General features: G+C 44.2%; 20 protein-coding genes and 1 riboswitch. Of the genes, 5 read left to right on the forward strand and 15 right to left on the reverse strand.

All coding sequences use genetic code 11. From position 1 onward, the window contains the following. Nucleotides 1-8: 8 nt before the first annotated feature. The 5 genes from CIK80_RS06795 to CIK80_RS06815 form a co-directional block, all read right to left on the reverse strand. Nucleotides 9-1010 carry a hypothetical protein gene (locus CIK80_RS06795; protein WP_095569341.1) on the reverse strand — a complete coding sequence of 334 codons (1002 nt, stop codon included), beginning with the start codon at nucleotides 1008-1010 and terminating at the stop codon, nucleotides 9-11. Nucleotides 1011-1074: 64 nt separating this feature from the next. Beyond that, nucleotides 1075-2034, reverse strand: coding sequence for a uroporphyrinogen-III synthase (locus CIK80_RS06800; RefSeq protein WP_095569342.1), 960 nt, complete (start codon nucleotides 2032-2034; stop codon nucleotides 1075-1077). A gap of 84 nt (nucleotides 2035-2118) precedes the next feature. Then, nucleotides 2119-3153: a hydroxymethylbilane synthase gene (gene hemC, locus CIK80_RS06805; protein WP_095569343.1), complete on the reverse strand. Its 1035-nt coding sequence runs from the start codon at nucleotides 3151-3153 to the stop codon at nucleotides 2119-2121. 222 nt (nucleotides 3154-3375) lie between these two features. Next, the gene (locus CIK80_RS06810; protein WP_095569344.1) at nucleotides 3376-4113 is read right to left on the reverse strand and encodes a LytTR family DNA-binding domain-containing protein; all 738 of its coding nucleotides are present in this window, start codon (nucleotides 4111-4113) and stop codon (nucleotides 3376-3378) included. Nucleotides 4114-4337: 224 nt separating this feature from the next. Further along, nucleotides 4338-5489, reverse strand: coding sequence for a sensor histidine kinase (locus tag CIK80_RS06815; protein ID WP_095569345.1), 1152 nt, complete (start codon nucleotides 5487-5489; stop codon nucleotides 4338-4340). Between the two features lie 113 nt (nucleotides 5490-5602). On the opposite strand from CIK80_RS06815, the gene argH reads away from it, so the two are divergent. Together argH and CIK80_RS06825 are read left to right on the forward strand one after the other, a co-directional pair. Then, nucleotides 5603-6976 carry an argininosuccinate lyase gene (argH, locus tag CIK80_RS06820; RefSeq protein WP_095569556.1) on the forward strand — a complete coding sequence of 458 codons (1374 nt, stop codon included), beginning with the start codon at nucleotides 5603-5605 and terminating at the stop codon, nucleotides 6974-6976. Nucleotides 6977-7306: 330 nt separating this feature from the next. After that, the gene (locus CIK80_RS06825; RefSeq protein WP_062843543.1) at nucleotides 7307-7597 is read left to right on the forward strand and encodes an oxidative damage protection protein; all 291 of its coding nucleotides are present in this window, start codon (nucleotides 7307-7309) and stop codon (nucleotides 7595-7597) included. 123 nt (nucleotides 7598-7720) lie between these two features. Here the strand turns inward: CIK80_RS06825 and phoU are convergent, their stop codons facing one another. The 5 genes from phoU to pstS all read right to left on the reverse strand — a co-directional run bounded on the left by phoU (nucleotide 7721) and on the right by pstS (nucleotide 12968). After that, entirely contained in the window at nucleotides 7721-8512 is a 792-nt protein-coding gene (phoU, locus tag CIK80_RS06830) for a phosphate signaling complex protein PhoU (protein WP_095569346.1), read from the reverse strand. A 107-nt stretch (nucleotides 8513-8619) separates the two neighbouring features. Continuing rightward, nucleotides 8620-9378 (reverse strand): phosphate ABC transporter ATP-binding protein PstB, encoded by a 759-nt coding sequence (pstB, locus tag CIK80_RS06835; protein WP_218778329.1) that lies wholly within the window; start codon nucleotides 9376-9378, stop codon nucleotides 8620-8622. Between the two features lie 261 nt (nucleotides 9379-9639). Further along, the gene (gene pstA, locus CIK80_RS06840) at nucleotides 9640-10545 is read right to left on the reverse strand and encodes a phosphate ABC transporter permease PstA (protein ID WP_095569557.1); all 906 of its coding nucleotides are present in this window, start codon (nucleotides 10543-10545) and stop codon (nucleotides 9640-9642) included. Nucleotides 10546-10618: 73 nt separating this feature from the next. Beyond that, nucleotides 10619-11572, reverse strand: coding sequence for a phosphate ABC transporter permease subunit PstC (gene pstC / locus CIK80_RS06845; protein ID WP_095569348.1), 954 nt, complete (start codon nucleotides 11570-11572; stop codon nucleotides 10619-10621). A gap of 217 nt (nucleotides 11573-11789) precedes the next feature. Then, nucleotides 11790-12968 (reverse strand): phosphate ABC transporter substrate-binding protein PstS, encoded by a 1179-nt coding sequence (pstS, locus tag CIK80_RS06850; RefSeq protein ID WP_095569349.1) that lies wholly within the window; start codon nucleotides 12966-12968, stop codon nucleotides 11790-11792. Between the two features lie 254 nt (nucleotides 12969-13222). Beyond that, nucleotides 13223-13367, forward strand: a riboswitch (TPP riboswitch). A 235-nt stretch (nucleotides 13368-13602) separates the two neighbouring features. Between pstS and thiC the strand changes: the two genes are divergently transcribed. Then, complete coding sequence (gene thiC / locus CIK80_RS06855) at nucleotides 13603-15741, forward strand: phosphomethylpyrimidine synthase ThiC (protein ID WP_257011698.1); 2139 nt, start codon at nucleotides 13603-13605, stop codon at nucleotides 15739-15741. A 36-nt stretch (nucleotides 15742-15777) separates the two neighbouring features. On the opposite strand, the gene CIK80_RS06860 is transcribed toward thiC, so the two are convergent. The 3 genes from CIK80_RS06860 to CIK80_RS06870 all read right to left on the reverse strand — a co-directional run bounded on the left by CIK80_RS06860 (nucleotide 15778) and on the right by CIK80_RS06870 (nucleotide 18901). After that, nucleotides 15778-16809 (reverse strand): hypothetical protein, encoded by a 1032-nt coding sequence (locus CIK80_RS06860; RefSeq protein WP_143516786.1) that lies wholly within the window; start codon nucleotides 16807-16809, stop codon nucleotides 15778-15780. Nucleotides 16810-17001: 192 nt separating this feature from the next. Further along, entirely contained in the window at nucleotides 17002-17892 is an 891-nt protein-coding gene (locus tag CIK80_RS06865) for a fructose bisphosphate aldolase (protein ID WP_095569351.1), read from the reverse strand. A gap of 160 nt (nucleotides 17893-18052) precedes the next feature. After that, nucleotides 18053-18901: a DMT family transporter gene (locus CIK80_RS06870; RefSeq protein WP_095569352.1), complete on the reverse strand. Its 849-nt coding sequence runs from the start codon at nucleotides 18899-18901 to the stop codon at nucleotides 18053-18055. Between the two features lie 378 nt (nucleotides 18902-19279). On the opposite strand from CIK80_RS06870, the gene CIK80_RS06875 reads away from it, so the two are divergent. Continuing rightward, on the forward strand, nucleotides 19280-21184 hold the full coding sequence (locus CIK80_RS06875; RefSeq protein WP_095569353.1) for an ABC transporter ATP-binding protein: 1905 nt from the start codon (nucleotides 19280-19282) through the stop codon (nucleotides 21182-21184). 225 nt (nucleotides 21185-21409) lie between these two features. After that, nucleotides 21410-22027 carry an alpha-ketoglutarate-dependent dioxygenase AlkB gene (locus tag CIK80_RS06880; RefSeq protein ID WP_095569354.1) on the forward strand — a complete coding sequence of 206 codons (618 nt, stop codon included), beginning with the start codon at nucleotides 21410-21412 and terminating at the stop codon, nucleotides 22025-22027. Here the strand turns inward: CIK80_RS06880 and CIK80_RS06885 are convergent. Together CIK80_RS06885 and CIK80_RS06890 are read right to left on the reverse strand one after the other, a co-directional pair. Continuing rightward, complete coding sequence (locus CIK80_RS06885) at nucleotides 22024-23019, reverse strand: NADP-dependent oxidoreductase (protein WP_095569355.1); 996 nt, start codon at nucleotides 23017-23019, stop codon at nucleotides 22024-22026. The two genes, CIK80_RS06880 and CIK80_RS06885, sit on opposite strands and share 4 nt — an antisense overlap. A 74-nt stretch (nucleotides 23020-23093) precedes the next feature. Beyond that, on the reverse strand, nucleotides 23094-23849 hold the full coding sequence (locus CIK80_RS06890) for an endonuclease/exonuclease/phosphatase family protein (protein ID WP_095569559.1): 756 nt from the start codon (nucleotides 23847-23849) through the stop codon (nucleotides 23094-23096). Between the last annotated feature and the right edge of the window lie 521 nt (nucleotides 23850-24370).

Raw genomic sequence — 24370 nt, forward strand, 5'->3', positions numbered from 1 at the left:
ATTGGCGATCAACGTTGTGGCTTTTCTAAAATCTGGGTGGTCAATAATGGGGTTGTTTTCGGGGCATTGGCAATCAACTGGTCCAAACCATCTATCACTTCTGGAATATCTGTAGGAGACGATTTTATTTGTAAACGACCTTCGTCAGATACTTCGGTCTCAACGTCCAAATCAGAATTTTTTGAATCGCCATTGGTAGTGGCATCTTTGGCTTTTGACGCTGGCGCTGACATTTGCGGCACGGTGCTTCGCGACAGCAAATCTTGAGACACCAAGGTTTGTAGTTGATTACGCGCTTGACTCAAATAGACAATCAACTGCTCTCGTTCGCGCATGTTGCTCGCCTGAATCGCCAAGTTCAAGGTCATAATAACTTCGTGGATCACCAGTTGCTGACGCGTTAGGCTCATTTTATTGTCAGCACTTCGACTCAGCGCATTGGCGGTCATGGTCCGCTCATAATCATGCAAAAAATCTTGCATATTCTGGATAGCAAGGTTTTGTAGTTGCCAAGGGCTGGGCTGAGCGCTTTTTGCTTGCAAGCGCTCAATGTCTTTTATCAAGCTTTGCTTGATGACAACGGTGAGAGCTGGTGCAATCTCATTATTGCTTTGAGAAAGCTGCCAATGTAGGCCTCGCAGCAAATCTATCGCCGCACTGCTATTATTGTCCACCAGCAACCGATCCGCCGCTTTGGTTTGAATACGCAATAAATCCAACTGGTTCTGAGCTTGGCTACTGGCCACCGTACTTGGCTCTGGCAATGTTTGCTGACTCATTGCAAATATTCGATCATCCATCTCATTGAGACGCCCAACGACGTGTTCATTGCTTTGCAAGCGCTCATTGATGTTTTTCTGAAAACGCTGTTGGCTAATATATAGCGCCAATAATGCAGCAATCAGTAATAAAATGACCACCCACTGCAATCTCAGCAAAAACATAGTCGCTTGCCGGCGCTGTTGTACAGCAGAAGGTTCCTTAGATAACGATTCAGAATTCATGGGCATAAGGCAGTACCGTTATGGATAAATGTGAACATATTTATCGCAAGTAAATAAAAAATATTAAGTATTAAGTGTTTGAAACTATAGCAGTCAAAATGGTTTCGGGTGACAAATCATCCACACGCCAATGCGTTAATTGCTGTTTTGCTACCCAATGCGTCAAACGCTCACCTAGTACAACATAGTAGAAGTCTGACAATGTCAGTGCCATATTTGGTATCACAGCGTTCTTTGCGGTTTCATTAACCACAGTCGTCCAATGTTCAAAAGCAGTACCGCTACTGACAATAACAATAGGCTTGGGCTGGCTGGATGACGTAATATTTTGCGGCGTATGATGACTCGAAACATTATGCTGTATGTACTCTTGTAGCCACTGCTGATACTGCGCTGTTGCCTCAATTGGCATGACACGCTCATACCAAGCAATACTATCGATATGGACACCGCGCGCTTGTAACGTATCGACTAACAATCGTCGTCCACCAAGACCGCGCCATATCAGTAACTTGTCTCCCGCTTGCAGACGCTCAATTTCAGGCATGGCCAGCATGCCTTCGTTGTTCGCAATTTTGGGTTGACGTACTTGGTAGTTTGTCGTGTTTAATTTGGCACGCTTCAAAACCGCAGCAGTGGCGTCACCAACAGCAATAAGAGGACTTGGTACAGCTAAAGTCTCACATGCCACCTTGTCTACCTGCTGCTCGCTATCGTCTTGTGCTTCACACTTAAGCGCTTGCCAAGCTGCCAAACCTGATGCGGCAGCAGTGGGACTGACAACCACAAGTGCCTTGTACGCGCCTCCTAACCATTGACGCATCGTCATCATATCGCCATCGGTCATGGCCCGTGACTGTAATGTCAACATCGGCATGTCAATCACGGTCAACCCTGCGGCTTGTAAGCACTGTGTCAATGGCGCCGCACGCTCTACTGGTCGTGTATTGATGACCAATTGCGGCGCAGATAGTGCTTGGCTGATGGACTGGCAGGCGTCTATGGATTTAAGATCGGTGGACGATAACATACGAGTACCATGATAAAAGACTGATAAAATCGGTTCACTCACAGGCCGATATGTATAACGGTTTATGACCAGATGGCTCGCATCTTATTCAGGGTGATAAATCGCTGATAAAATATCACCTGCACCATCAGCAAGTAGCTTCTTGGCAACGTCGATACCCAACTGATTGGCCTGTACTTCTAAATCAGCCTGTGTGCCAACCAATGTCACCCTCTTCTCTGCTTTTAACAGCTGACTACCGTCTGCTGCTCCCACTCGGCCACGTAGCCATAGCACATTACCACCGTCATTATTACCGTTGTCACCATTGTGATCATTGTTGGCATCGGTTTCATCAGCCATTTGGAGCACCGCATAGGCGGCAATGGGAACCTGACAACCGCCGTCTAAATGACGGTTTAGTGCACGCTCTGCAATGAGTCGAATGCGAGCTTTATCATCATTTAACGGTGCTAATAGCTTTAATACCTCATCATCGCCTTCACGGCATTCAATCGCCAAGGCACCTTGCCCAACGGCAGGTAAGCAAGCATCGATATCAAGCTCACCACGTATACGCTCATCCAACTCAATACGCTGTAACCCGCTGGTCGCTAAAATAATGGCATCATACTCGCCTGCATCTAATTTGCCCAAACGAGTACCCACATTACCGCGCAACGTTTTTATCTGTAAATCCGGACGATAGGCTTTGATTTGACACTGGCGGCGCAAGCTTGATGTTCCAACAACGGCACCTTGTGGCAACTCATTAATACTCTCATAAGTATTTGAGACAAAAGCATCGGTGGGTGACGCACGCTTACAGTAGACACCCAATGTTAGGCCTTTTGGTAACTGCATCGGCACATCTTTTAATGAATGCACGGCAATGTCTGCCTGTTTATCATACAAAGCTTGTTCAAGCTCTTTGACAAATAAACCTTTTCCGCCAATTTTGGCCAAAGGTGTGTCCAAAATCTTGTCACCCTTAGTGACAATTTTTAGTAATTGAATTGTCAATTCAGGGTACATCTCGAGCAGACGAGCACGAATATGCTCAGCTTGCCATAATGCCAATGGACTCTGACGGGTGGCAATCGTTAAGGTAGTCAAAGCAGATTGCTGCGGGTTGCTCATAAAGGACCTCGATAAATTTGATACTATAATGTCAGTACGTAGATACCAATATTTAAATATCAGCACTTAAAAATTTCAATACTTAGAAATATGGATAATTGCCACAGTTCATGGGCAATATCCGTCACTCACTGTAAATACTGACACAAAAAAATACCCCTATTTAAGCATAAATAAGGGTTTGATGATATGGGATGATGATGTCGATATGGGTATCAAAGGTTACATGCTTTGGATTTTATCGCGCAGCGCAGGCAGGTGACGACGGCTAACTGCCAATGTCTCAGCGATTCCTTTAAAGCGTATCTGATACTGCCCTGCATCCAGCGTCTCTAAAAAATCTAAAAAACTGAGATTGATAATCGCATTACGATGCACGCGGAAAAGTCGATCACCAAACTCTTGCTCTAGCTCTTTTAATGTTTCGTCGATCAGTACCCCCCCACCCTTGTGACGTACTTTGACATACTTTTGATCGGCCGTAAAATAATAGATGTCTTTAAATTTAATCAGCTCAACCCCTCGATGAGTACGAGCAGCAATGTGTTCACGTACTGGTCGGGCCGCTGGGTTTTCAAGCTTACGGATCTCATTTAACTGAGCAGCGTTTAGATTTTTGGCTTTATTCAACGCTTCTAATAACTCATCTTTATTGGCAGGCTTTAATAAATAACCAATCGCACTGGCCTTGAGCGCTGCTATCGCATAATGGTCATAAGCGGTAACAAATATAATCGCTGGCGGATGTTCAAGTTTCGCAAGCTCTTGCGCACAGTGTACACCGTCCATTTCAGGCATACGAATGTCTAATAAGATAATATCTGGCTGCTTGCTTTTGACAGCAATAATGGCTTCTGCTCCTGTTGTTGCCTGAGCAACGACCTCATGGCCTGATTCTTGGACAATTCTGACCAAACGCTCACGCGCTAGCGGCTCATCATCACAAACTACGATACGCATGTAAACTCCTATCTTCGGGCAGACTTAATATGTGTCTCTACTAGCAATTACTAACTATTATCTGAGGCAAAAGCTCAATCCTTGAATACGGAGGGCCCGAATGTACTCATCCTTGGTATAGTCAATATGTTTCTATTACTAGTAAGTTTATTATAAGGAATGCAATAAGTGTGCCATGCGCGTTTTTGGCGCAAACAAAGAAGGAACTTTATGATGTAAAAGGGTCATAAACTGACGTCATGTAAAGGATAGTCCATGACAGTGATGATTTGGGTACTGGTAATAATACTTTTAATATCTGAGCTGTGACCAAAATAGGCACGTAAGCGCTCCGTTTGAATATGAAAATCCATATGTTGACGCAAATTATGATTCACAATCAATGTCTTTTTGGGTAGATCAACACTGATAATCGTGACAACTCGATGCTGCTCCCATGTCACTTTGATATCTATGTATATGGTCTCAGTGGTCATTTCGACCACATTAATCAGCATTTTCTCTAGCACACTTTGTAACGTGAGCGCCGTGATAACCATATCATACATGATGTCCTCGTCAGGCAGTTGCCAGCTTACTTCAAGCTTATCTGCCAAACGACTGGATTCAATGGCTAAGTAATGCTCACAAAGGGCGATTTCTTCTTCAAAACTGACTTCATGTGCGCCTGTAAAACTGGCTCGGAACAGCGCAGAAACGTGTTGTAATAATAGAGAAGCTCTTGCTGGGTGAGATTCTATGAGCGAAGTGAGGGTGTTGAGCGTATTAAAGAAAAAATGGGGGGCGATACGGGCTTTTATTATGTCGTTTTGTGTGGCCAACTTATACTCGAACGATGACTTGAGCGCATTAAGCTCACGATGAATACGCAAAAAGTAGAGTAAAAACACTAAGGTGAAGCCGCCTGTGAACAACGTATCAAACAGCACACTGAAGACAAACGCTTGTAAATCGTATTTTTCCCAGCCCATATTTACCATAACCAGCATCACTAAAGTCATGGATATGACAGAAGCCAGCATCATTAGTAAAACGACACGTATAGTCACGCTTGAAATACTGGCGTTTTTAAAAATGGGTCGAAGGTAGTCAACCAGATAGAGTGAAGGCATGACGATTAAAACATTTTGAACAAACCTACAAAAAAATTTGATCAGAAAATCTGACCAAGTGGCTAAGCCATGGCGTTCCATCACGGTCACGAACAATGACCAAAAAAAGATGTACAGTAGCCACTGCCAAGGTCTCATGATTTCCATAAGCTTGGGAATAAAAAACTCTAAGCGCTCCGCTAGTAAGGCAACCTCATCCTTTGCTATACTTGAGTTCTTATTCTCTTGACTTGTCCTGTACCGATATGAATGCCAATTCTTCAAACCATAGTAATCCTGAATCAAATGTAAACGTTTCTGCTCCTGATTCTAGCACAGAAGCTTCTATAACCAATACTGCTTCGCAAAGCACCACTGCAGGCAGTCAGGGCCAGCAGATGTGGGGTGGCCGATTTAGTGAAGCAACTGACAGTTTTGTGGCCGCTTTTACCGCCTCTGTTGGTTTTGATCAACGCTTTGCACGTCACGATATCCAAGGCTCAATTGCTCACGCGACCATGCTTAAAGAGTGTGACATTTTAACTGCTGAGGAAGTGGCGACCATTATCGAGGGTCTCCAGCAAGTGTTGCGTGAGATTGAAGCGGGCGACTTCAACTGGTCAATCGCGCTCGAAGACGTACACATGAACGTTGAATCACGCTTAACAGACATTATCGGTTCAGTCGGCAAAAAGCTACACACTGGACGTAGCCGTAATGATCAAGTCGCCACTGATATCCGTCTTTGGTTACGTGAAGAGACAGACAACATCATTGCACTATTGGTACGTCTGCAAAGCGGGCTGCTTGATCTGGCGGAACAACACACCAACACCATCATGCCAGGCTTCACCCATCTACAAACCGCGCAGCCTGTTAGCTTCGGTCATCATGTCATGGCATGGTTTGAGATGCTATATCGCGATACCGAACGCCTCGTCGATGCACGTCGCCGTATCAACCAGATGCCACTTGGCAGCGCTGCCCTTGCTGGTACGACCTTCCCTATCGATCGTACCATTACGGCTGAGTTATTAGGCTTTGAAGGCATTTGCCAAAATTCGCTTGATGCCGTCTCAGATCGTGATTTTGCCATTGAGTTTACCTCAGCGGCTTCTATTCTCATGATGCATATGTCGCGCATGAGCGAAGAAATCATTCTTTGGATGTCAGCGCAATTTAACTTTGTACAAATACCAGATCGCTTCTGCACTGGCTCCTCTATCATGCCGCAAAAGAAAAACCCGGATGTACCTGAGTTAGTACGTGGTAAAGCCGCGCGTGTGTTCGGTCAACTCATGACCTTACTGAGCCTAATGAAAAGCCAGCCACTTGCTTATAATAAAGACAACCAAGAAGACAAAGAACCTCTTTTTGATTGCGTAGATACGTTAACGGGTTCGCTACTTGCCTTTGCTGATATGCTGCCGAATATCACACCGAATAAGGAAAATATGCGTGCTGCTACTATGAAAGGTTATGCAACTGCCACTGATCTAGCAGATTATCTGGTACGTAATGGTGTGGCGTTCCGTGATGCACACGAAGTGGTTGGTAATGCCGTCGCTTTAGGTATCGCCGAGGGCGTCGATTTGAGCGACTTGTCTTTGGCACAGCTCAAACAGTTCAGCGATGCCATTGGTGATGATGTTTTTGATTACCTAACGTTAGAAGGCTCATTGGCAGCTCGTGATCATTTGGGCGGCACCGCGCCTAACCAAGTAAAGCAAGCCGTAGTCAATGGCCGTGCGCGTTTAAAAGCGTTTGCTTAATATATCGATAACACAGTCTGCTGTATCTTAATATAAAAAACACCCGTCTCAATAGCGGGTGTTTTTTATGTGTCATACCGCCTGCAAACTATAGTCAATTCATCATAAAAACACCGTGTTGCTAATATTGGAATAAGTTCTCGCAGCCTCTACTTGCGTACGTGCGGCAAGTAAGAATTATTCCAAAAGTACGTTGTCATGGGTTTATTTATTTTGTTTAAGATTGGCTGTATACACCAGATACCCTTTGCTAAATCTGCCAAGACCGTTATCATAGACCAATGAATTTATCTGATTTGACCATTTACTATAATAAATAAGGAACGCCTTATGACTGAGACATTTAATCCGCAAGCCAATACCGTGTTTTGCCGTAAATATAAGCAAGAATTACCAAAAATGCCGCATCCGCCTTTCCCTAATAAAAAAGGTCAGGAGCTACAAGAGACGGTATCTGACAAGGCGTGGAAAGAATGGCTTGAGCATCAGACCATGCTGATTAACGAAAATCACTTGAGCATGATGGATCCTGAAGCCAAAAAATTCTTAACAGAACAACGTGATAAGTTTTTAGATAACGAAGACTATGAGCGCGCCCAAGGCTGGACGCCAGAAAGCTAATGGGTACTCGTTGATTACATTTCATAAAAAACGCGCTATACACTCATTGATAGCGCGTTTTTTTATGAGCTAAATATAACGCTGCGAAAAATAATGCTACCAAAAACATTGGCAAGCGAACTTTTATTCCTCGTCACGGTCTGATGTATCAATATCCGTCAACGACATGGCTGACACAGTGCCTACTTGACGCGCTGCCATTCGATCATTGGCAGCTTGGACAGCTTTTTCGACTTTGGTGTAGTCGGAATGACGCACATCTTGACCGCTGATATAGTTGATGACGAGCTCAGCCACGTTTTGTGCATGATCGCCGATTCGTTCAAGCGCACGCAAGACCCACATGATATTAATCACTTTTGATACATGACGCGAATCTTCCATGATATACGTCATCAAGGCACGAATGGCTGATTGATACTCATCATTGACCACGTCATCATTGCGCATGACTTCAAACGCTTGCTCAGCATTTGACTGACCAAAAGCTTCTAACGCATTGTGCAGCATAAGACGAACTTGGTTGCTCAGGTGCTGAACCTCAGCATAACCATAAGAGGATTTACCTTGTGCGGCGATTTTTTTGGCCATTTGAGCAATTTTGACAGCTTCATCCCCGATGCGCTCTAAATCAACCACCCCTTTACTGATAGACATCACTAAACGTAAATCACTGGCAGCAGGCTGGCGTTTGGCAACCAATAGCAAAATATGCTCATCCAAATCCACTTCCATACGATTGATGTCGAAGTCCATATCAATGACTTCTTGTGCCAGTGTCTCATCTTTATCAATCAGCGCGTGGATGGCTTTGGCAACTTGGTTGGCCGCGCTATCACCCATGTATAAAAACAGACGGATGGCTTCATCGAGATCTTGGTCGAAACTTTTTGAGATATGCTTTTCACTTTGCATCAGAAGAATTCCCTAAAATCTATACTTTTAATAGCGAAGGTGCTTTTGAGCCGAACCCATCAGTTCATAAAGCGTGCCGAACACCCCTGCCTGCTCAAACCTTGTCCTTAACCATAACGACCCGTAATATAGTCTTCCGTCGCTTTTTGATTGGGTTTGGTAAATATCTGATCAGTCTCACCCATCTCAATCATATCGCCCAAATACATGTAAACCGTATAATCCGATACCCGTGCGGCCTGTTGCATGTTATGGGTCACGATAGCAATGGTATAGTCGTTTTTTAAGTCTTCGATCAAATCCTCAATAGCGCCCGTCGAGATAGGATCTAGCGCTGATGTAGGCTCATCAAGTAACAATACTTCAGGTTTGGTGGCGACACTGCGGGCGATACATAGACGCTGCTGCTGACCACCTGATAGCGACAATCCAGATGCCTTTAGCTTGTCTTTTACTTCCGGCCACAATGCCGATTTTCTGAGTGCCCACTCCACACGATTATCCAGCTCCGCTTTGCTCAATTTTTCATACAAGCGCACGCCAAACGCAACATTGTCATAGATCGACATCGGGAATGGCGTTGGTTTTTGAAACACCATGCCAACTTGAGCGCGCAGCAAGTTCACATCGATGTCTTTGTCTAAGATATTTTTGCCATCGAGATTGATATTGCCTTCTGCACGCATCCCTGGGTACAGATCATACATGCGGTTAAAGGTACGTAATAGCGTCGATTTGCCACACCCTGAAGGACCGATAAAGGCCGTCACTTTTTTATCTGGGATGTCGATATTGATATTTTTTAGGGCTTTAAAATCACCATAATAAAAATTTAAGTCACGAATCTGCAGTTTGGCAGGTGGCATATTCTTAGGAATGTCATGAAGCGTTTGCTTGGTCAGACTGGCGACATCTGGTTGCTCTTTTTGTCCGCTAGTAGACTTGGTTCTATTCAATAGGTTGCCGGTTGTCTTAGTGTCTGTTGCCTCATTGAAGCGATCAGCCGTCTTATTTTTGCGAACTTTGCTTATGACGTCATTCATAGTCTTATCCAACCTAGCTCAATTAAAATTCATATAAGTTCAAGTAATGCTTACTATCTATTGTCAGTAAGCTGTGGTCAGGTTTTATTTTACCTGACCTCTAGCGCCGATGAATCTGGCTGTCACGTTCAATACCAAGACCGAAGCGGTGATGAGAAGTGCCGCTGCCCATGCCAACGTATGCCAGTTCTCATAGGGACTCATCGCAAACTGATAAATGGTGTTGGGTAAGTTAGCCAGTGGTTGGCTCATATCGGTACTGAAATATTGATTGTTCAGCGCGGTAAATAGCAAAGGAGCCGTTTCACCTGTGATTCTCGCAAAGGCTAGTAACACCCCTGTAGTAAGACCCGCTTTGGCGGCTTTGATGGTTACTTGCGTCACCATTTTCCACTTGGGTGTTCCAAGTGCATAAGCGGCTTCACGAATACTATTGGGCACCAGATTGAGCATATTTTCGGTGGTACGTACAACCACAGGAATGACAATCAGCGCCAATGCCAACGCACCTGCCCAACCAGAGAAATTTTGACCTTTTACCATGAGCGCATAAATAAACAGACCAATCACGATAGAGGGGGCAGACAATAAAATATCATTCAAAAAACGTGTCACTTTGCCAAGCATACTGCCTTGAGAGAATTCAGATAAATAAATACCCGTCATCAGGCCAATTGGAGCGCCGATTAACAATCCAGAAAATGCCAACATGACCGAACCGACAATGGCATTACGTAAACCACCAGGACTCATGGGCGGCGGTGTGTCAGCGGTAAATACAGGCAGTTGCACAATGCCTTGAAAACCTTCGATAAAAAGCGTGAACAAAATCCAAAATAACCAAAACAAACCAAACACCATGGCCGACATAGCAAAGCCCAAACCCAGCTTATTGGCCCAGCGGCGCTTGTTATACAAGCTTCGGTCATAGCGACCTGCAAAGCCTGTATTTACGGGTAGTGGCGCATCGACTGTGTTATTAGAAAGCATATATTTTGTGTCCCGTTTTTTATCCATACCAATAGTCATCAAAACTTCTTAAGACAAGCAAATACCTATATATCTACCGATTGCCCGCTTTGCTGTCCATACGCATCAGCATCAGCTTTGCAAGGGACAAGACGATGAAAGTAATGACAAAGAGGATTAAGCCTAAATGGAGTAACGAAGCCAAATGCAGCTCACTTGACGCTTCAGCGAATTCATTGGCCAAGGCAGAAGTGATCGTGACGCCAGAGGTAAATAGGCTTGGACTGATATTAAAGGCATTGCCAATTAAGAAAGTCACTGCCATGGTTTCGCCCAAGGCACGGCCCAATCCCAAAATAACGCCGCCAACCACGCCTGCTTTGGTGTAAGGCAAAATAATTTTAAACATGACTTCCCACGTCGTGGCACCCATACCATAAGCCGACTCTTTGAGTAAGTCTGGCACTACCGAAAAAACATCACGCATGGTAGCCGCGATAAAAGGAATAATCATGATGGCAAGCACCAAGGACGCGGTAAACAACCCAAGTCCCATTGGCGCTCCCGTAAACAGCTTACCGATGATGGGTAGTGGACCCACATGCTCAATAAACCATGGCTGGATGTGATCGCCAAAAAACGGTGCAAACACAAACAATCCCCACATACCATAAATGATAGAAGGAATACCGGCCAAAAGCTCAATCGCGATACCCAAAGGCTTTTTTAAGAACTTTGGACACATTTCAGTCAAAAATATCGCAATACCAAAACTGACTGGTACGGCAATCATAATCGCCACAAATGACGTCACTAAGGTGCCGTAAATGGGTGCTAATGCCCCATACTCATTGGCAACCGTGTCCCAATTATTGCTGGTATAAAAACCAAGTCCAAACTCTTGAATGCTCGGCCATGCGCCGACAATTAAGGAGACCAAAATGCCGCCTAAAGAGAGGAGTACCAGTATGGCAAAAGCCTTGGTTGCATTGACAAACAGCGTATCGTAACGTTTTTGTTTGGCCAATTGGGACCTTAAGTCATTCATAAGTGTCTCAGCGTTAAATAGGATCAAGTCAAAATGTTAGAAAGGTTACGCAGGTTTTATCACAGTAAACTTAAACATAGGTGAGGACTGTCTATAAAGAAAACCCACCAACATCGTTCTTAAACTCACTGTGATAAAACCTCTCAAACCGCTACCGGAGAATAGTGGTTTGAGAGGGCGTTTAGAGATTGATGAAACAGTCTCTAAAGTAGGTCAATTACTGAGCAGGCTTATAAACAGGCTGTCCATCACTACCTTTCACTTCATTCCATTTTTCTTTGAATAGTGCGACAGCAGTATCAGAGAAAGGAACGTAATCTAACGCCATGGCATCATCATCGCCTTGGGTATATGCCCAATCAAAGAAGTTCAACACACCAGCCACTTGCTGAGGATTCTCTGGTTGCTTGTGTACCAAGATGAAGGTAGCGGCAGCGATTGGCCATGCTTGAGCGGTCTCAGAATTGGTGATGACTTTATAAAAGCCTTCTTGCTTTGACCAATCGATGTCACCTGCCGCTGCAAACGTTTCTGCAGAAGGCTGTACAAAGTTACCGGCAGCATTTTTAAGAGCTGTATGTGACATGTTGTTTTGCTTAGCGTAAGCATACTCAACGTAGCCGATAGAGTTTTTCATACGGTTAACGTAACTTGAAACGCCTTCGTTACCTTTACCACCAGCACCTGTCGCAGAGGTTGGCCATTTAACCGTTTTATCAACACCAACGGTATCGTTCCAATCCGGTGACACTTTGGCGAGATAATCTGTGAAGTTAAAAGTCGTACCTGACCCGTCTGAACGGAAAACAGTAGTAATGGCCGCATCAGGTAGGGTCAAATCTGGGTTCATGGCTACAATAGCTGGGTCATTCCATTTGCTGATTTTGCCTAGATAAATATCAGCCAATGTCTGACCATCCAATTTTAGCGCGCCTGGCTCAACACCATCGATGTTGACAATTGGTACAACGCCGCCAATAACGGTTGGGAACTGGATAAGACCAGACTCTTCAAGCTCTTCAGGCGTCATTGGCGCATCAGAGGCACCAAAATCGACTGTTTTTGACTGAATTTGTTTGATACCACCAGAAGAACCGATTGATTGGTAGTTGACCTGACCACCAGTATCAGCATTGTAGTCAGCAGACCATTTGGCATAGATAGGCTGCGGGAAAGAAGCACCTGCGCCAGTGATGTTCATGGCAATGTTTTCAGCAGACTTGAACCCTGAAGTAGCAGCAGATGCTGTGCTAGTGGTTGCATTGCCAGTTGTTTCAGTCGTTGCGGCAGCGCTACTGCTAGTATCAGCAGCCGGCTCTGTCGTATCGGTCGATTTGTTACACGCCGTAAGTACTAAGGTACAGCTGACGGCCACTGCTAATAACGAATAACGCATGTAAGACTCCTAAAGTTTGACAACGATACAAAAAAACATTGTTTGTGACATGCGAGCTATAGTGACAAGTTTTTATGACAGTTTAATGACAATGACTTTAATCTTTTAGTTTGGGCCATAACAGCGCATTGTTCCCTTCTATCTGCCTTTATAAGCTCAGTACATAAGGCAATGGTTTTTCGAGCCCAAGGTTTTCTCCAAATACCATTAGCCGTTAGAACAGAATTTTGCTAGTATGAAGTTGATTTACAACACTGACAGACTCGGGGTGCGGTGTCATATTGGCCTGTTTTATTAAACTTGCTTTACTAAAACAATTGCCTTTATACATTCGCTGAGAGATCACCCGCCGAACCTGATGCGGTTAGTACCGACGCAGGGAAGTCTTAAGCCTATGTTCTATATGTACAAAGGGCGCGCAGAAATGCCTTTTTATTATTGCCAATGTTTAACAGCGGTTTTTTGCCGATGTATGGCGCTAATAATTTGTGTCCATCAACCTTTTAGTGACTCACTACGTCTCGTTCCGGGTGTACGTTTGCTTTTTGATTGTATTTGTTCGTATCACATGGCTTTACCCCGCAGCTACTGGCGGTGTTGATTTTATTCAAAAACCAACACGCTAGGACAGCATATGAAACCTTCAAATATTCAGACAACGACAAACCCTCAAATCCATACTCCAAATAGTGACGCGCTTGTTAAGCCGACAACTATAGATGAGACCAGCAGCAAATCCGATAAAAAATCTGAGGCGCTAAAAACCCCTGCTCACCGTACGGCAAGTGATGCGCGTTTTGAAGAAGACGCCCGTGACCTTCATCGCATTCTCCCCGCCTCTCGTAAAGTCTATATCGAAGGCTCGCGTCCTGATATTCAAGTACCGATGCGCGAAATTTCTCTTGATCCAACCCCTATTCAAGGCACGGATGAGGCGAATTGGGAAAAAAACCCACCATTTTATGTCTATGACACCTCCGGCGTTTATACCGACCCCAATGTCGATATTGACCTCACACGTGGCTTACCAAAACTGCGCGAACACTGGATTGCAGAGCGCGGCGATACCGAACAGCTCAACAGTTTATCCAGCTCATACGGACAAGCGCGCGCACGTGATATTAGTACCGCCAACTTAAGATTTGCTCATATTGATAAGCCGCGCCGTGCCAAAACAGGCAACGGCTTGTCAGGCAATGTCACGCAAATGTATTACGCGCGCCGCGGCATCATCACCCCTGAGATGGAATACATCGCCATTCGCGAAACGCAGAAGCAACACGAGCTGACGGATACACGCCAACATGAAGGGGAAAATTTTGGGGCCAATACACCCAAAATCATCACACCTGAATTTGTGCGCAGTGAAGTGGCAGCAGGACGCGCTATTATCCCAAACAACATCAATCACCCTGAGTCCGAGCCGATGATTATCGGGCGCAATTTTTTGGTAAAAATCAATGCCAATATTGGCAACTCAGCGCTTGGCTCCTCAATCGACGAAGAAGTATCAAAGATGACATGGGCGACGCGCTGGGGCGCAGATACCATCATGGATTTATCAACGGGCAATCATATTCATGAAACGCGCGAATGGCTGATTCGTAACTCGCCTGTGCCCATTGGGACGGTACCCATCTATCAAGCCTTAGAAAAAGTCGATGGCGTGGCAGAAGATTTGACCTGGGAGATTTTTCGCGACACCTTGATCGAACAAGCTGAGCAAGGGGTAGATTACTTTACCATTCACGCAGGCGTCCTGCTTCGCTACGTCCCACTGACCGCCAAGCGCTTGACGGGTATTGTGTCACGTGGCGGTTCTATCATGGCACAGTGGTGCTTGGCTCATCATAAAGAGAGCTTCTTATACACGCATTTTGAAGACATTTGCGAGATTATGAAGCAGTATGATGTGGCGTTTAGTTTGGGCGATGGCCTACGTCCTGGCTGCTTGCAAGATGCCAACGATGAGGCACAGTTTGGTGAGCTACAGACCCTTGGCGAGTTGACGCAAGTGGCATGGAAGCATGATGTACAGGTGATGATCGAAGGGCCTGGGCACGTAGCGATGAACCGTATTAAAGAAAATATGGACTTACAGCTTGAGCTGTGTGCGGATGCGCCGTTTTATACCTTGGGGCCTTTAACGACCGATATTGCACCTGGTTATGACCATATTACCAGTGCCATTGGCGCGGCGATGATTGGCTGGTTTGGCACAGCAATGCTTTGTTATGTCACGCCAAAAGAGCACTTGGGTCTGCCCAATAAAAAAGATGTCAAAGACGGTATCATCACTTACAAAATTGCAGCTCACGCAGCCGACCTTGCAAAAGGCCACCCCGGTGCGCAGGCGCGAGATAATGCCTTATCCAAAGCGCGTTTTGAATTTCGCTGGGACGATCAATTCAATCTGGCGCTTGATCCTGATACGGCTCGTGAATTTCATGACGAAACCTTGCCAAAAGACGCTCATAAATCCGCACACTTTTGCTCCATGTGTGGACCAAAATTTTGCTCGATGAAAATCACGCAAAATGTGCGTGAGTATGCAGCAGGATTAAATACAAAGGCCACTGACAAAAAAGTAGCTAACGAAAAAGTCACGCCGCAATCAGGCAACTTAGCCGATGCAGATCATATGATTAAAGAGGTAAATACTGAACTTGTGGGACAAGTGGGTGAAGCCAGTGCTGAGGAAGTCCGCCAAGGTATGGCGGAGATGATGGGAAAATATAATAACGAAGGTCGTCAGTTGTATAAAGAGGTTTAACAGACGCTAGTATAAAAATATTAAAAAAGCTCGAACCTAGTTGTTAGGTTCGAGCTTTTTTGCATCGACTATCGAACCATTAGGAAATAAACGCTTGATGTGACTGTTGCACAATATAATAATAACTAAGTAGACAGGTAGCGCCAGCGGATAGCCAAAAATAACAATAAATACAATATAACCATGATATTTACTTGCATGCTCTCCTAACAACCAGTCTATAAACTCTATCCTAAACATAGTTATCATCAAGGCTAAGAAAGGCACAATGACTATGCCTAACCAAAGAATTACGTTCGCTTTTTTAGACCGCTTTTCACGACTACTGCGCAACAACCTGTAGTGAATGAAGCCAAATAATACGATCAACCCTAGGAATACTACTCTACCATCTACATTAATTAACCCTTGTATCCAAAAGCTTGGTAATGGGTGATAAGATATTTCTAATACATCATTAGGGATGCGATCAAAATACCACTTGGAATCTGTTGTTATCTTCCCGCCTACAGGCTTACCAAGATTGGTCTCTAAATATTTTAGTTCATCGTTAATCTTTAAATTAATAGTTAGGTCACCAAAACTTTTCCAACTTTTGGCAGGCTTTAATGAATATTGATAAATATACTGATTGGTCCAATAACTACGATCTATTGTTGGATAGGCAGAATATTGAACAGTAATGACATGTTTGCCTTCGCTTAGGTTTACCTCGAAATATTTAGCACTACTATAGAACTGTACAGCGGTATCCGTTTCCGGATCATAATAAGCGGGCAATGATTTTGACTGACTTTTATAGTCATAATTTATAAGTACTGGTACCGCTTGCCCATCAACTTCGACTAGAAAGCTTTTGTCTGCATCATTACCTATAAGATCAAACACTTCAAAAACTAAGGGTATTCGATAGCCTTCTTTAGCGCTATAAATCTCGTAGGTGACATTATAGTCAGCCTGATTAAAACCTTTATCAATATTGATATCTATGGTTTCAGAGAGTATATCAATATCTTTGCTTGAATATGCCGTACTGACAGTAGTACCTTCGTCAATAGGTGACGCCATATTGGCATAGCTAAAAATGCTGATACTGAGTGATAATAACCCTAGAATTAAATAACGTAGCACAATAAATCTCAATATTATATTACGAACATAAGTTTAATATAGTAAGTTAGAAAATACTACGATCACCATAAAAAATCCCAGCAAACTCAAAGTTAACTGGGATCTTAATTCTTATTGAATGGCTATTGATTAAACCTTCGATGCCTCATAAATCTCTTGGATTGAAGTATCAATCGTATTAGCAAAGGCTTCATCACTTTGCTGTTTGCTCAATCCTTCAGTGAAAGCACGTGAGAAGCTGGCAATCATACCGGGGTTTTGCTTGAGCTTGGCGCACGCCTCGCTACGACTATAACCACCAGATAATGCGACCACTTTGAGTACTTTTGGATGATCAATCAACTCTTGATAAAATCCTGCTTCTTCCGGTAACGTCAGTTTGAGCATCACTTGATGATCGTCATTCAAACGCTCTAGATTATGCAAAATACTGGTTTTAAGTATCAGCTCACTCTCATGTTTTTTGTCACTATTAATGTCCACTTCTGGCTCAACAATCGGCATCAAGCCTTTTGAGAGTATTTGCTTTGCTACATCGAATTGTTGCTGTACGACCAGCTCGATACCATCAACGCTTGGCTCATAAATAACAGAACGCATTTTGGTGCCAAATACTGGATAATTTTTGGCCTTGTCCAACAATTGATCTAACTCTGGCATGGGACGCATGACTTGCACCCCATTCATTTGCTCAGCCAACCCTTTATCTACCTTCAAAAATGGGACGATATTTTTGTCTTCCCAAAGATAGTTGGCAGTCGATTTGCCGTTGACCTCGCGCTCCATCGTGTCTTCAAATAAAATCGCACCAAGCACACGCTCATTGTCAAAAGCATCACAGGTTATGATACGCGCGCGCATCTCATGTACCAAATCAAACATCGCTTCGTCACTATCATAATCATCGCCATTGACACCATAGTTTTCTAGTGCCTTTGGGGTGCTACCGCCACTTTGATCGAGTGCTGCAATAAAACCTGAACCGTTTTTGATACGTTGTAATTGTTTTTCGTATTCCATTGAGAGTGCATCCTATTTTTATCTATTAAAGTCAAAGGTCACAAATGATTGGCTTATTATTAGTGCTATAAGCCTCACTATTTTTAGCTAACCTTAGCATAGGACACTCTGCATGCCTATATACGATACGTTAACGCTTTTATAAAACTGAATTCTATTTTTAGGCCAAAAACAAAACACCCACACAACAAACCGCAAGCAATAGACCGACGATGTTAACGCGATTGAGCGTCTCTTTAAATACACCAACACCAATCAGGGTAGCGACCGCAATGACACCAACGTTCATACCTGTAAAGACAATACTTGGTGATTCGGACAATACTTGATGGGCGCGAACATAGGCATAAATATTTCCCATGTTAAGTACGCCTAATAGCAGCCCTGCCGCAAGTGCCTCTCCCTGCCAGCGTACGCGAGTGAACAGTAGATAAATAAACAATAGTAGTCCTGCCAAACCAAAACTGACAAACAGCGTGAGTGGAAAAGCCGTTCCATGCTTGGCAACTTGCTTGAATAAAATATCGACGATCCCATAGCCGAGCCATACGCCCAACAGCCAGAGTGGCGTATTTTTGGCTACTTTATTGATACTGCCAGACTGCGGGCGATATACCAAAGCGCCGAGTGCTAAGAACCCCAAGGCCAATCCGAAAACATGTGTACCCGTCAATACTTCACCAAATAATAAAAAAGCGGCCACAATCGGAATGATCAAAGATAAACGCTGCGCAGCATCGGTTGCCACCATGCCGACGGCTTCAATAACACGTCCAAGTAAGATGAACACAGTCGGCAATATGACACCAAGTGCAATAATGACGACCCATGCATTACCAAGTGTACTCATTGCGCTAAGATCTGGTTTTAATAAAACCCAAGTCAGCAAAAAGGCTACTGGATAACCAGCAACAATGGTTTGACGAATGTCTATCTGTTTTTGCCGTAATATTTTTAGCAACACTGACACAGCGACACTACAGAGTACCGCCATCGTTAAATACATCATTTACTTCTACCTTTTCAAGCCGCCATTTTTGTATGATGACTATTTATATATTGAGTCATTTATATCGTGATTTAGAAATGAGATCGATACATCGACAGCCATATGCTGCTGGTATAAATTTTATGAGCCTAGAATAAAGATTCTCAGGTTTTTTAAACCTATGGAAGGTAACAAAGTATTTCTATTACAGCAATGCATTTATACATGAATTGATGAATGGTAAAGACAGTATAAAGGGTGCAAATTACAATTCGCCTGCAGGTCTAATTATGAAATTTGTTAAAATAGCCCATATCCCTAATAACAACAGTAACGATTCAAAATAACGAGTGATATCGTTGATTTTGGCGTACTGCTATTGATGCTTTATGACTGCCTATGAATGCTCTATTTCGATTTTTTGAAAACCGCCTACCTGCCTTTCCTGAAACGCCCATGCCACTGCCCTCACCTCGTGATGGCATGCTTAAATTTTTGTGGGCGTGTACCAATGGTCTACGCGGCTGGCTTTTGCTATTTATGGTCTTGTCAGCAGGTATCGGTATCTATGAGGCCATGCTGTTTGCTTGGATTGGTAACATCGTTGATTGGCTGGGTGTCTATACCCCGCAAAACCTGTGGGCCGAAAAAGGTGATATGCTACTCTTGATGCTTGCCGTCATGATAGTGAGCCCCATCTGGATTACCTTGTCATCGTTGGTGCATTTCCAGACCTTGCAAGGAGTGTTCCCCATGCAGATGCGCTGGCGCTTTCATCAACGCATGCTCGGGCAATCGATGCAGTTTTATCAAGATGAATTTTCAGGACGCGTGTCAGCCAAGGTGATGCAAACGGCTTTGGCTGTACGTGATACCGTTATGACGGTCACCGACATGTTCATGTATGTTGCCGTCTACTTTATCACCTCAGGTGTCATTCTCTTTAATCTAGACAGCCTACTGCTGATTCCTTTTATCGTCTGGTTTGTCTTGGTCGCTTTGTGCATCTGGTATTTTATTCCTAAGTTAAAGCTTACCGCCATTGTACAAGCCGATGCCCGTGCGCTGATGACAGGGCGTATCACGGATGCTTATGCCAATATCATGACCGTTAAGCTGTTTAGTCATTCGCGCCGTGAGTTGAGCTATGCCAAAAACGCCATGGGTCAGTTTTTGGGTACTGTACACGCACAAATGCGCTGGGTCAGCTATTTAGAAGTGTCCACACATATGATCAGTGTGATTTTGGTCAGTGGTACAGCGGGTATTGGTATTTATTTATGGCAACAAGGTGCCGTCGGTGTGGGGGCTATTGCAGCCGCGACAGCAATGGCACTACGCCTAAACGGTTTGACACGCTGGATTATGTGGCAAACTGCCAGCCTATTTGAGAGCATTGGTACGGTACAAGATGGCATGCGCACATTATCTGCGCCGCAAACCATCGTCGATAAACCAAATGCGCCGACGGTCAAAGTCACCGATGGTCGTATCGTATTCGATCATGTTGATTTCAGTTATGAGCATGATGATAACACTGATATAGAAGGTGAGCATATAGACGAAGTCAATGCCTCAGCGACCAAGACGACCAAACTTCTTGATAACTTTTATCTAGATATCAAACCGGGCGAAAAGATTGGCTTGGTTGGACGTTCAGGTGCTGGTAAGTCTACGTTGGTTAATCTGTTACTGCGCTTCTTTGATGTGGATAAAGGCAAAATCTTAATCGATGGACAGGCTATCGATGACGTCACTCAAGAGTCATTGCGTCAACAGATCGGCATGGTCACGCAAGATACTTCACTGCTGCATCGTACGGTACGAGAAAACATCGCTTACGGTCGTCCTGATGCAACTGACGAAGAGATCATAACAGCTGCGAAGCAAGCGCAAGCATGGGACTTTATCAAAGACTTATATGATGATAAAGGCAACACGGGGCTGAATACGCAAGTGGGCGAGCGCGGTGTCAAACTCTCTGGCGGTCAGCGTCAGCGTATCGCTATCTCACGAGTCATGCTCAAAAATGCGCCCATTTTATTGTTAGATGAAGCAACAAGTGCGCTTGATTCTGAGATTGAGTTTGCCATTACTGAGAGTCTAAACGACATCATGACTGGCAAGACAGTGATTGCGATCGCGCATCGTCTCTCAACCATTGCAGCATTAGATCGACTAGTGGTGATGGACAAAGGTCAGATCATTGAGCAAGGTAGTCATGATGAGCTATTGGCGTTGCAAGGTGTGTATGCGCGCTTGTGGCATCGTCAAAGCGGCGGCTTCTTGGGCGAAGACAGCTAATCGCTATAATTTAAAAACTGTCACTAAAAATCTGACACAAGGACGTGTCGATTCTTATTTTAGACTCGCTATTTAATATGCACTCAACTTAGTAGTCACTTAGTTTAGTCATCGCCCAAAAACGTAGCATTTATTTAAAAACCAAGCACCTCTTACTGCCTGTCATTACTTTCCAGCTTCTCAATTTCTCATTAATCATTATCCCCACGATGAATAGGCATAACCATGACCGACCTCTTCGCGCCTGCGCCCACAGAAAATCTATTGCCCTATGACGGCCAAGTAAATGACTTGGGTATTGTCATTGACGATGCTGGTACGCTGTATGACACCTTATTAGCAGAGCTGCCTTGGCAGTCTGATATTGTAACGCTGTTTGGAAAAACCCATGTGACGACTCGTCAGATTGTTTGGATAGGTGCAGAAGATGTGATGTATCATTATTCAGGGCATGCACGGCGAGCCATTCCATGGTCAGATTCAGTGTTCCACGTGAAACAGCATATTGAACAACTATTAAGTAACATAGGCATTACGGCAGATTTTAACTCGTGCCTACTCAATTATTATCCGTCGGGTACTGACGGTATGGGCTATCATGCTGACGACGAAAAAGAATTGGGTGATCAGCCAATCATTGCCTCACTGTCGTTAGGAGCCACGCGCAAATTTGTTTTTAAGCATAAAAAAACTCAAGACAAAGTGACGCTTGGTCTTGAGTCCGGTCAGCTCATCGTCATGCACGGTGACACCCAAACATTTTGGAAACACACCATTACCAAGACCAAAAAGGTTTCAGCGGGGCGTATTAGTTTAACGTTTCGACGAATGCATAATGTCTAGTCAACTTTCAAAACTATTTTACCAAACGCATCGCCTTTTTGAAGCGCATGATGGGCCGTAACAACTTCTGACAATGGATACACTTGCTGAATGATTAAGGTCAACTTGCCATCCGCGACCAGTTGTAAAACGCGCGCCATGTCTTCTCCACTACGCTGTGCTTTATAACCCGCCACATCTAAGTTTTTCTGCTGACCCGCTTCTTTGAGCTTATCAACCCAAATGGTGGGTAATACGTTCACTCGTGCGCCAGATCTGAGCACACTCAGTGCGCGAACCCCTGCTTCACCGCCAACCAAGTCCAATAGCATATCGGCTTGTAGATCAGGAAACGCTTCATCCTTGGTATAATCGATCCAGCCTGTCAGCTTGCTGGTATCTATTAATTGTTCAAGTTTGGCATATTTTTCTGGTGAGCAAATGACAGTGACTTTGATATTCTCTTTGGCAATTTTTTCTACTAATAGCTGAATCAACAAGTGACCAACGCCGCCTGCGGGTGCATTAATGACCACATGCTCGCCTGCTTTTATATCGGCAAACTCTACAAATTGTAGTGCCGTTTGCCCGATACAAGGTAACGCGCCTGCCTGCTCTAGCGTGACAGAGGTTGGTACTTTGGCCAACAGCTTGGCATCGATGGCCACATACTCAGCATAACAGCCGCCATTGAATGACAGTGCAGCGACTTGCTCACCTTCACTAAACTGATCGCTATTGCTTTTAACTACTTCCCCTGCCATATCAAAGCCTAAAATAGCAGGCTGATCATTATCAAATTTTTCTTTACGAATATTATCGGCGCCCCAGCCCTTGCCTTGGCGGGTTTTGTAATCAACTGGATTGATGCCCGCATAAGCGATTTTGACCAATACTTGATTGTCTGCCAATTCAGGAATGGCAACGCCGTCTTGATATTTCATGACTTCTGGTTCGCCAAACTCACGGATGAGCACGGCGTGTTGGGTGGTTGGTAATTGATTGTTAGACATCGTTTTATATCCTTATAAGTTGCTATTATTTTATTTTTGCACTACATCTCAGTTTTGCCTGCTTTAGCACCCTATCACAATAATACCAGCTCTGCACTGATTGGCAGATGGTCTGACAATGTCGACCACGGTTTGCCAGTATGTACCCACGCATCTTTGACGCCCAGATTACGGGTGTAGATTCGATCCAAGCTGAGCACGGGCAGTTTGGCTGGGAAGGTCGATGACAGTTTGCCATGGCAATGCTTAAAGGCCTCAGTCATTCCTAAGCTGGTAGCTAGCTTGTCACAAGACATTTTTTTCCAATCATTGAAGTCGCCTGCCAAGATCAGCGGTTGGTCATGGGCGATCTCATTGCGCACATAATCGCTAATTGCTTGATACTGTTTGATACGATCTCGCTCAAGCAGATTTAAATGAGCACACAGTACCACTACAGGCGTCTCCCACCCAGCTGGTTGTACTTCGCAATGAAGTACACCGCGTTGTTCAAGCTTGTTGACCGTGATATTGACATTATGTTTTGGGTCTAAAGGGAAGCGGCTAAGCACCGCATTACCATGGTGACCATTGTCATATTCAGAATTTTTACCATAACTATTTTGCAGCTGCAAATACTCACCAAACCATTCGTGCTGCGATTGGTCGGGGTATTCATTATATTGCATATTGCGCTTTAGGTTTTGGCCTTGCACTTCTTGTAGGCACAGCACGTCAGAGCCAATGATCTCAAGCGCTTTGGCAATGCCTTGTAATTTTACTTGGCGATTTAGTGGTGACATGCCTTTGTGAATATTGTAGCTGGTCAAAACAAAAGAGGGAGTAGTCATAAATTCAGTCGTCATAAAAAGGTCGATAAGCAGATGAATACGCTATTGAGTATAACAGCAGTCTGATTCATCAACAGTAGTTAATCAGAGATAACGCGTTGTAGTATTGCTAAGCGAGTCTGACCTATAACGCATATTTATTATGACTCACTTTTTATAAACCATCGCGGCGATACACAACCGTTGCCTTGTGTGATTTATAACAATGGTGCAATCCCTATGCCAGCCAAAAACTCCTATCGTCATGCCACTTGACCACAGTACAGATATTTATTTAGGGCAATACCAATAAATTGCCGAGCGCACTATCGTAGTATATCGTGCACCACAGTGATGAATAGCGCCATATTCTGCACCACCTCGTCAACGGATAAAACCCAAATATATGTGGCAAAATAAGCATTAACCACAAAAAAGCACTGACCTTATATGCATCAGTGCTGCTGACACATATAATAAATGACACCGTTTTTGGGATAGAACAGATATGAGACCGTCCATAAAAAAAGCATTGGCTTATG

It is taken from the genome of Psychrobacter sp. JB193 (assembly GCF_002285555.1).
Lineage (GTDB): Bacteria > Pseudomonadota > Gammaproteobacteria > Pseudomonadales > Moraxellaceae > Psychrobacter > Psychrobacter alimentarius.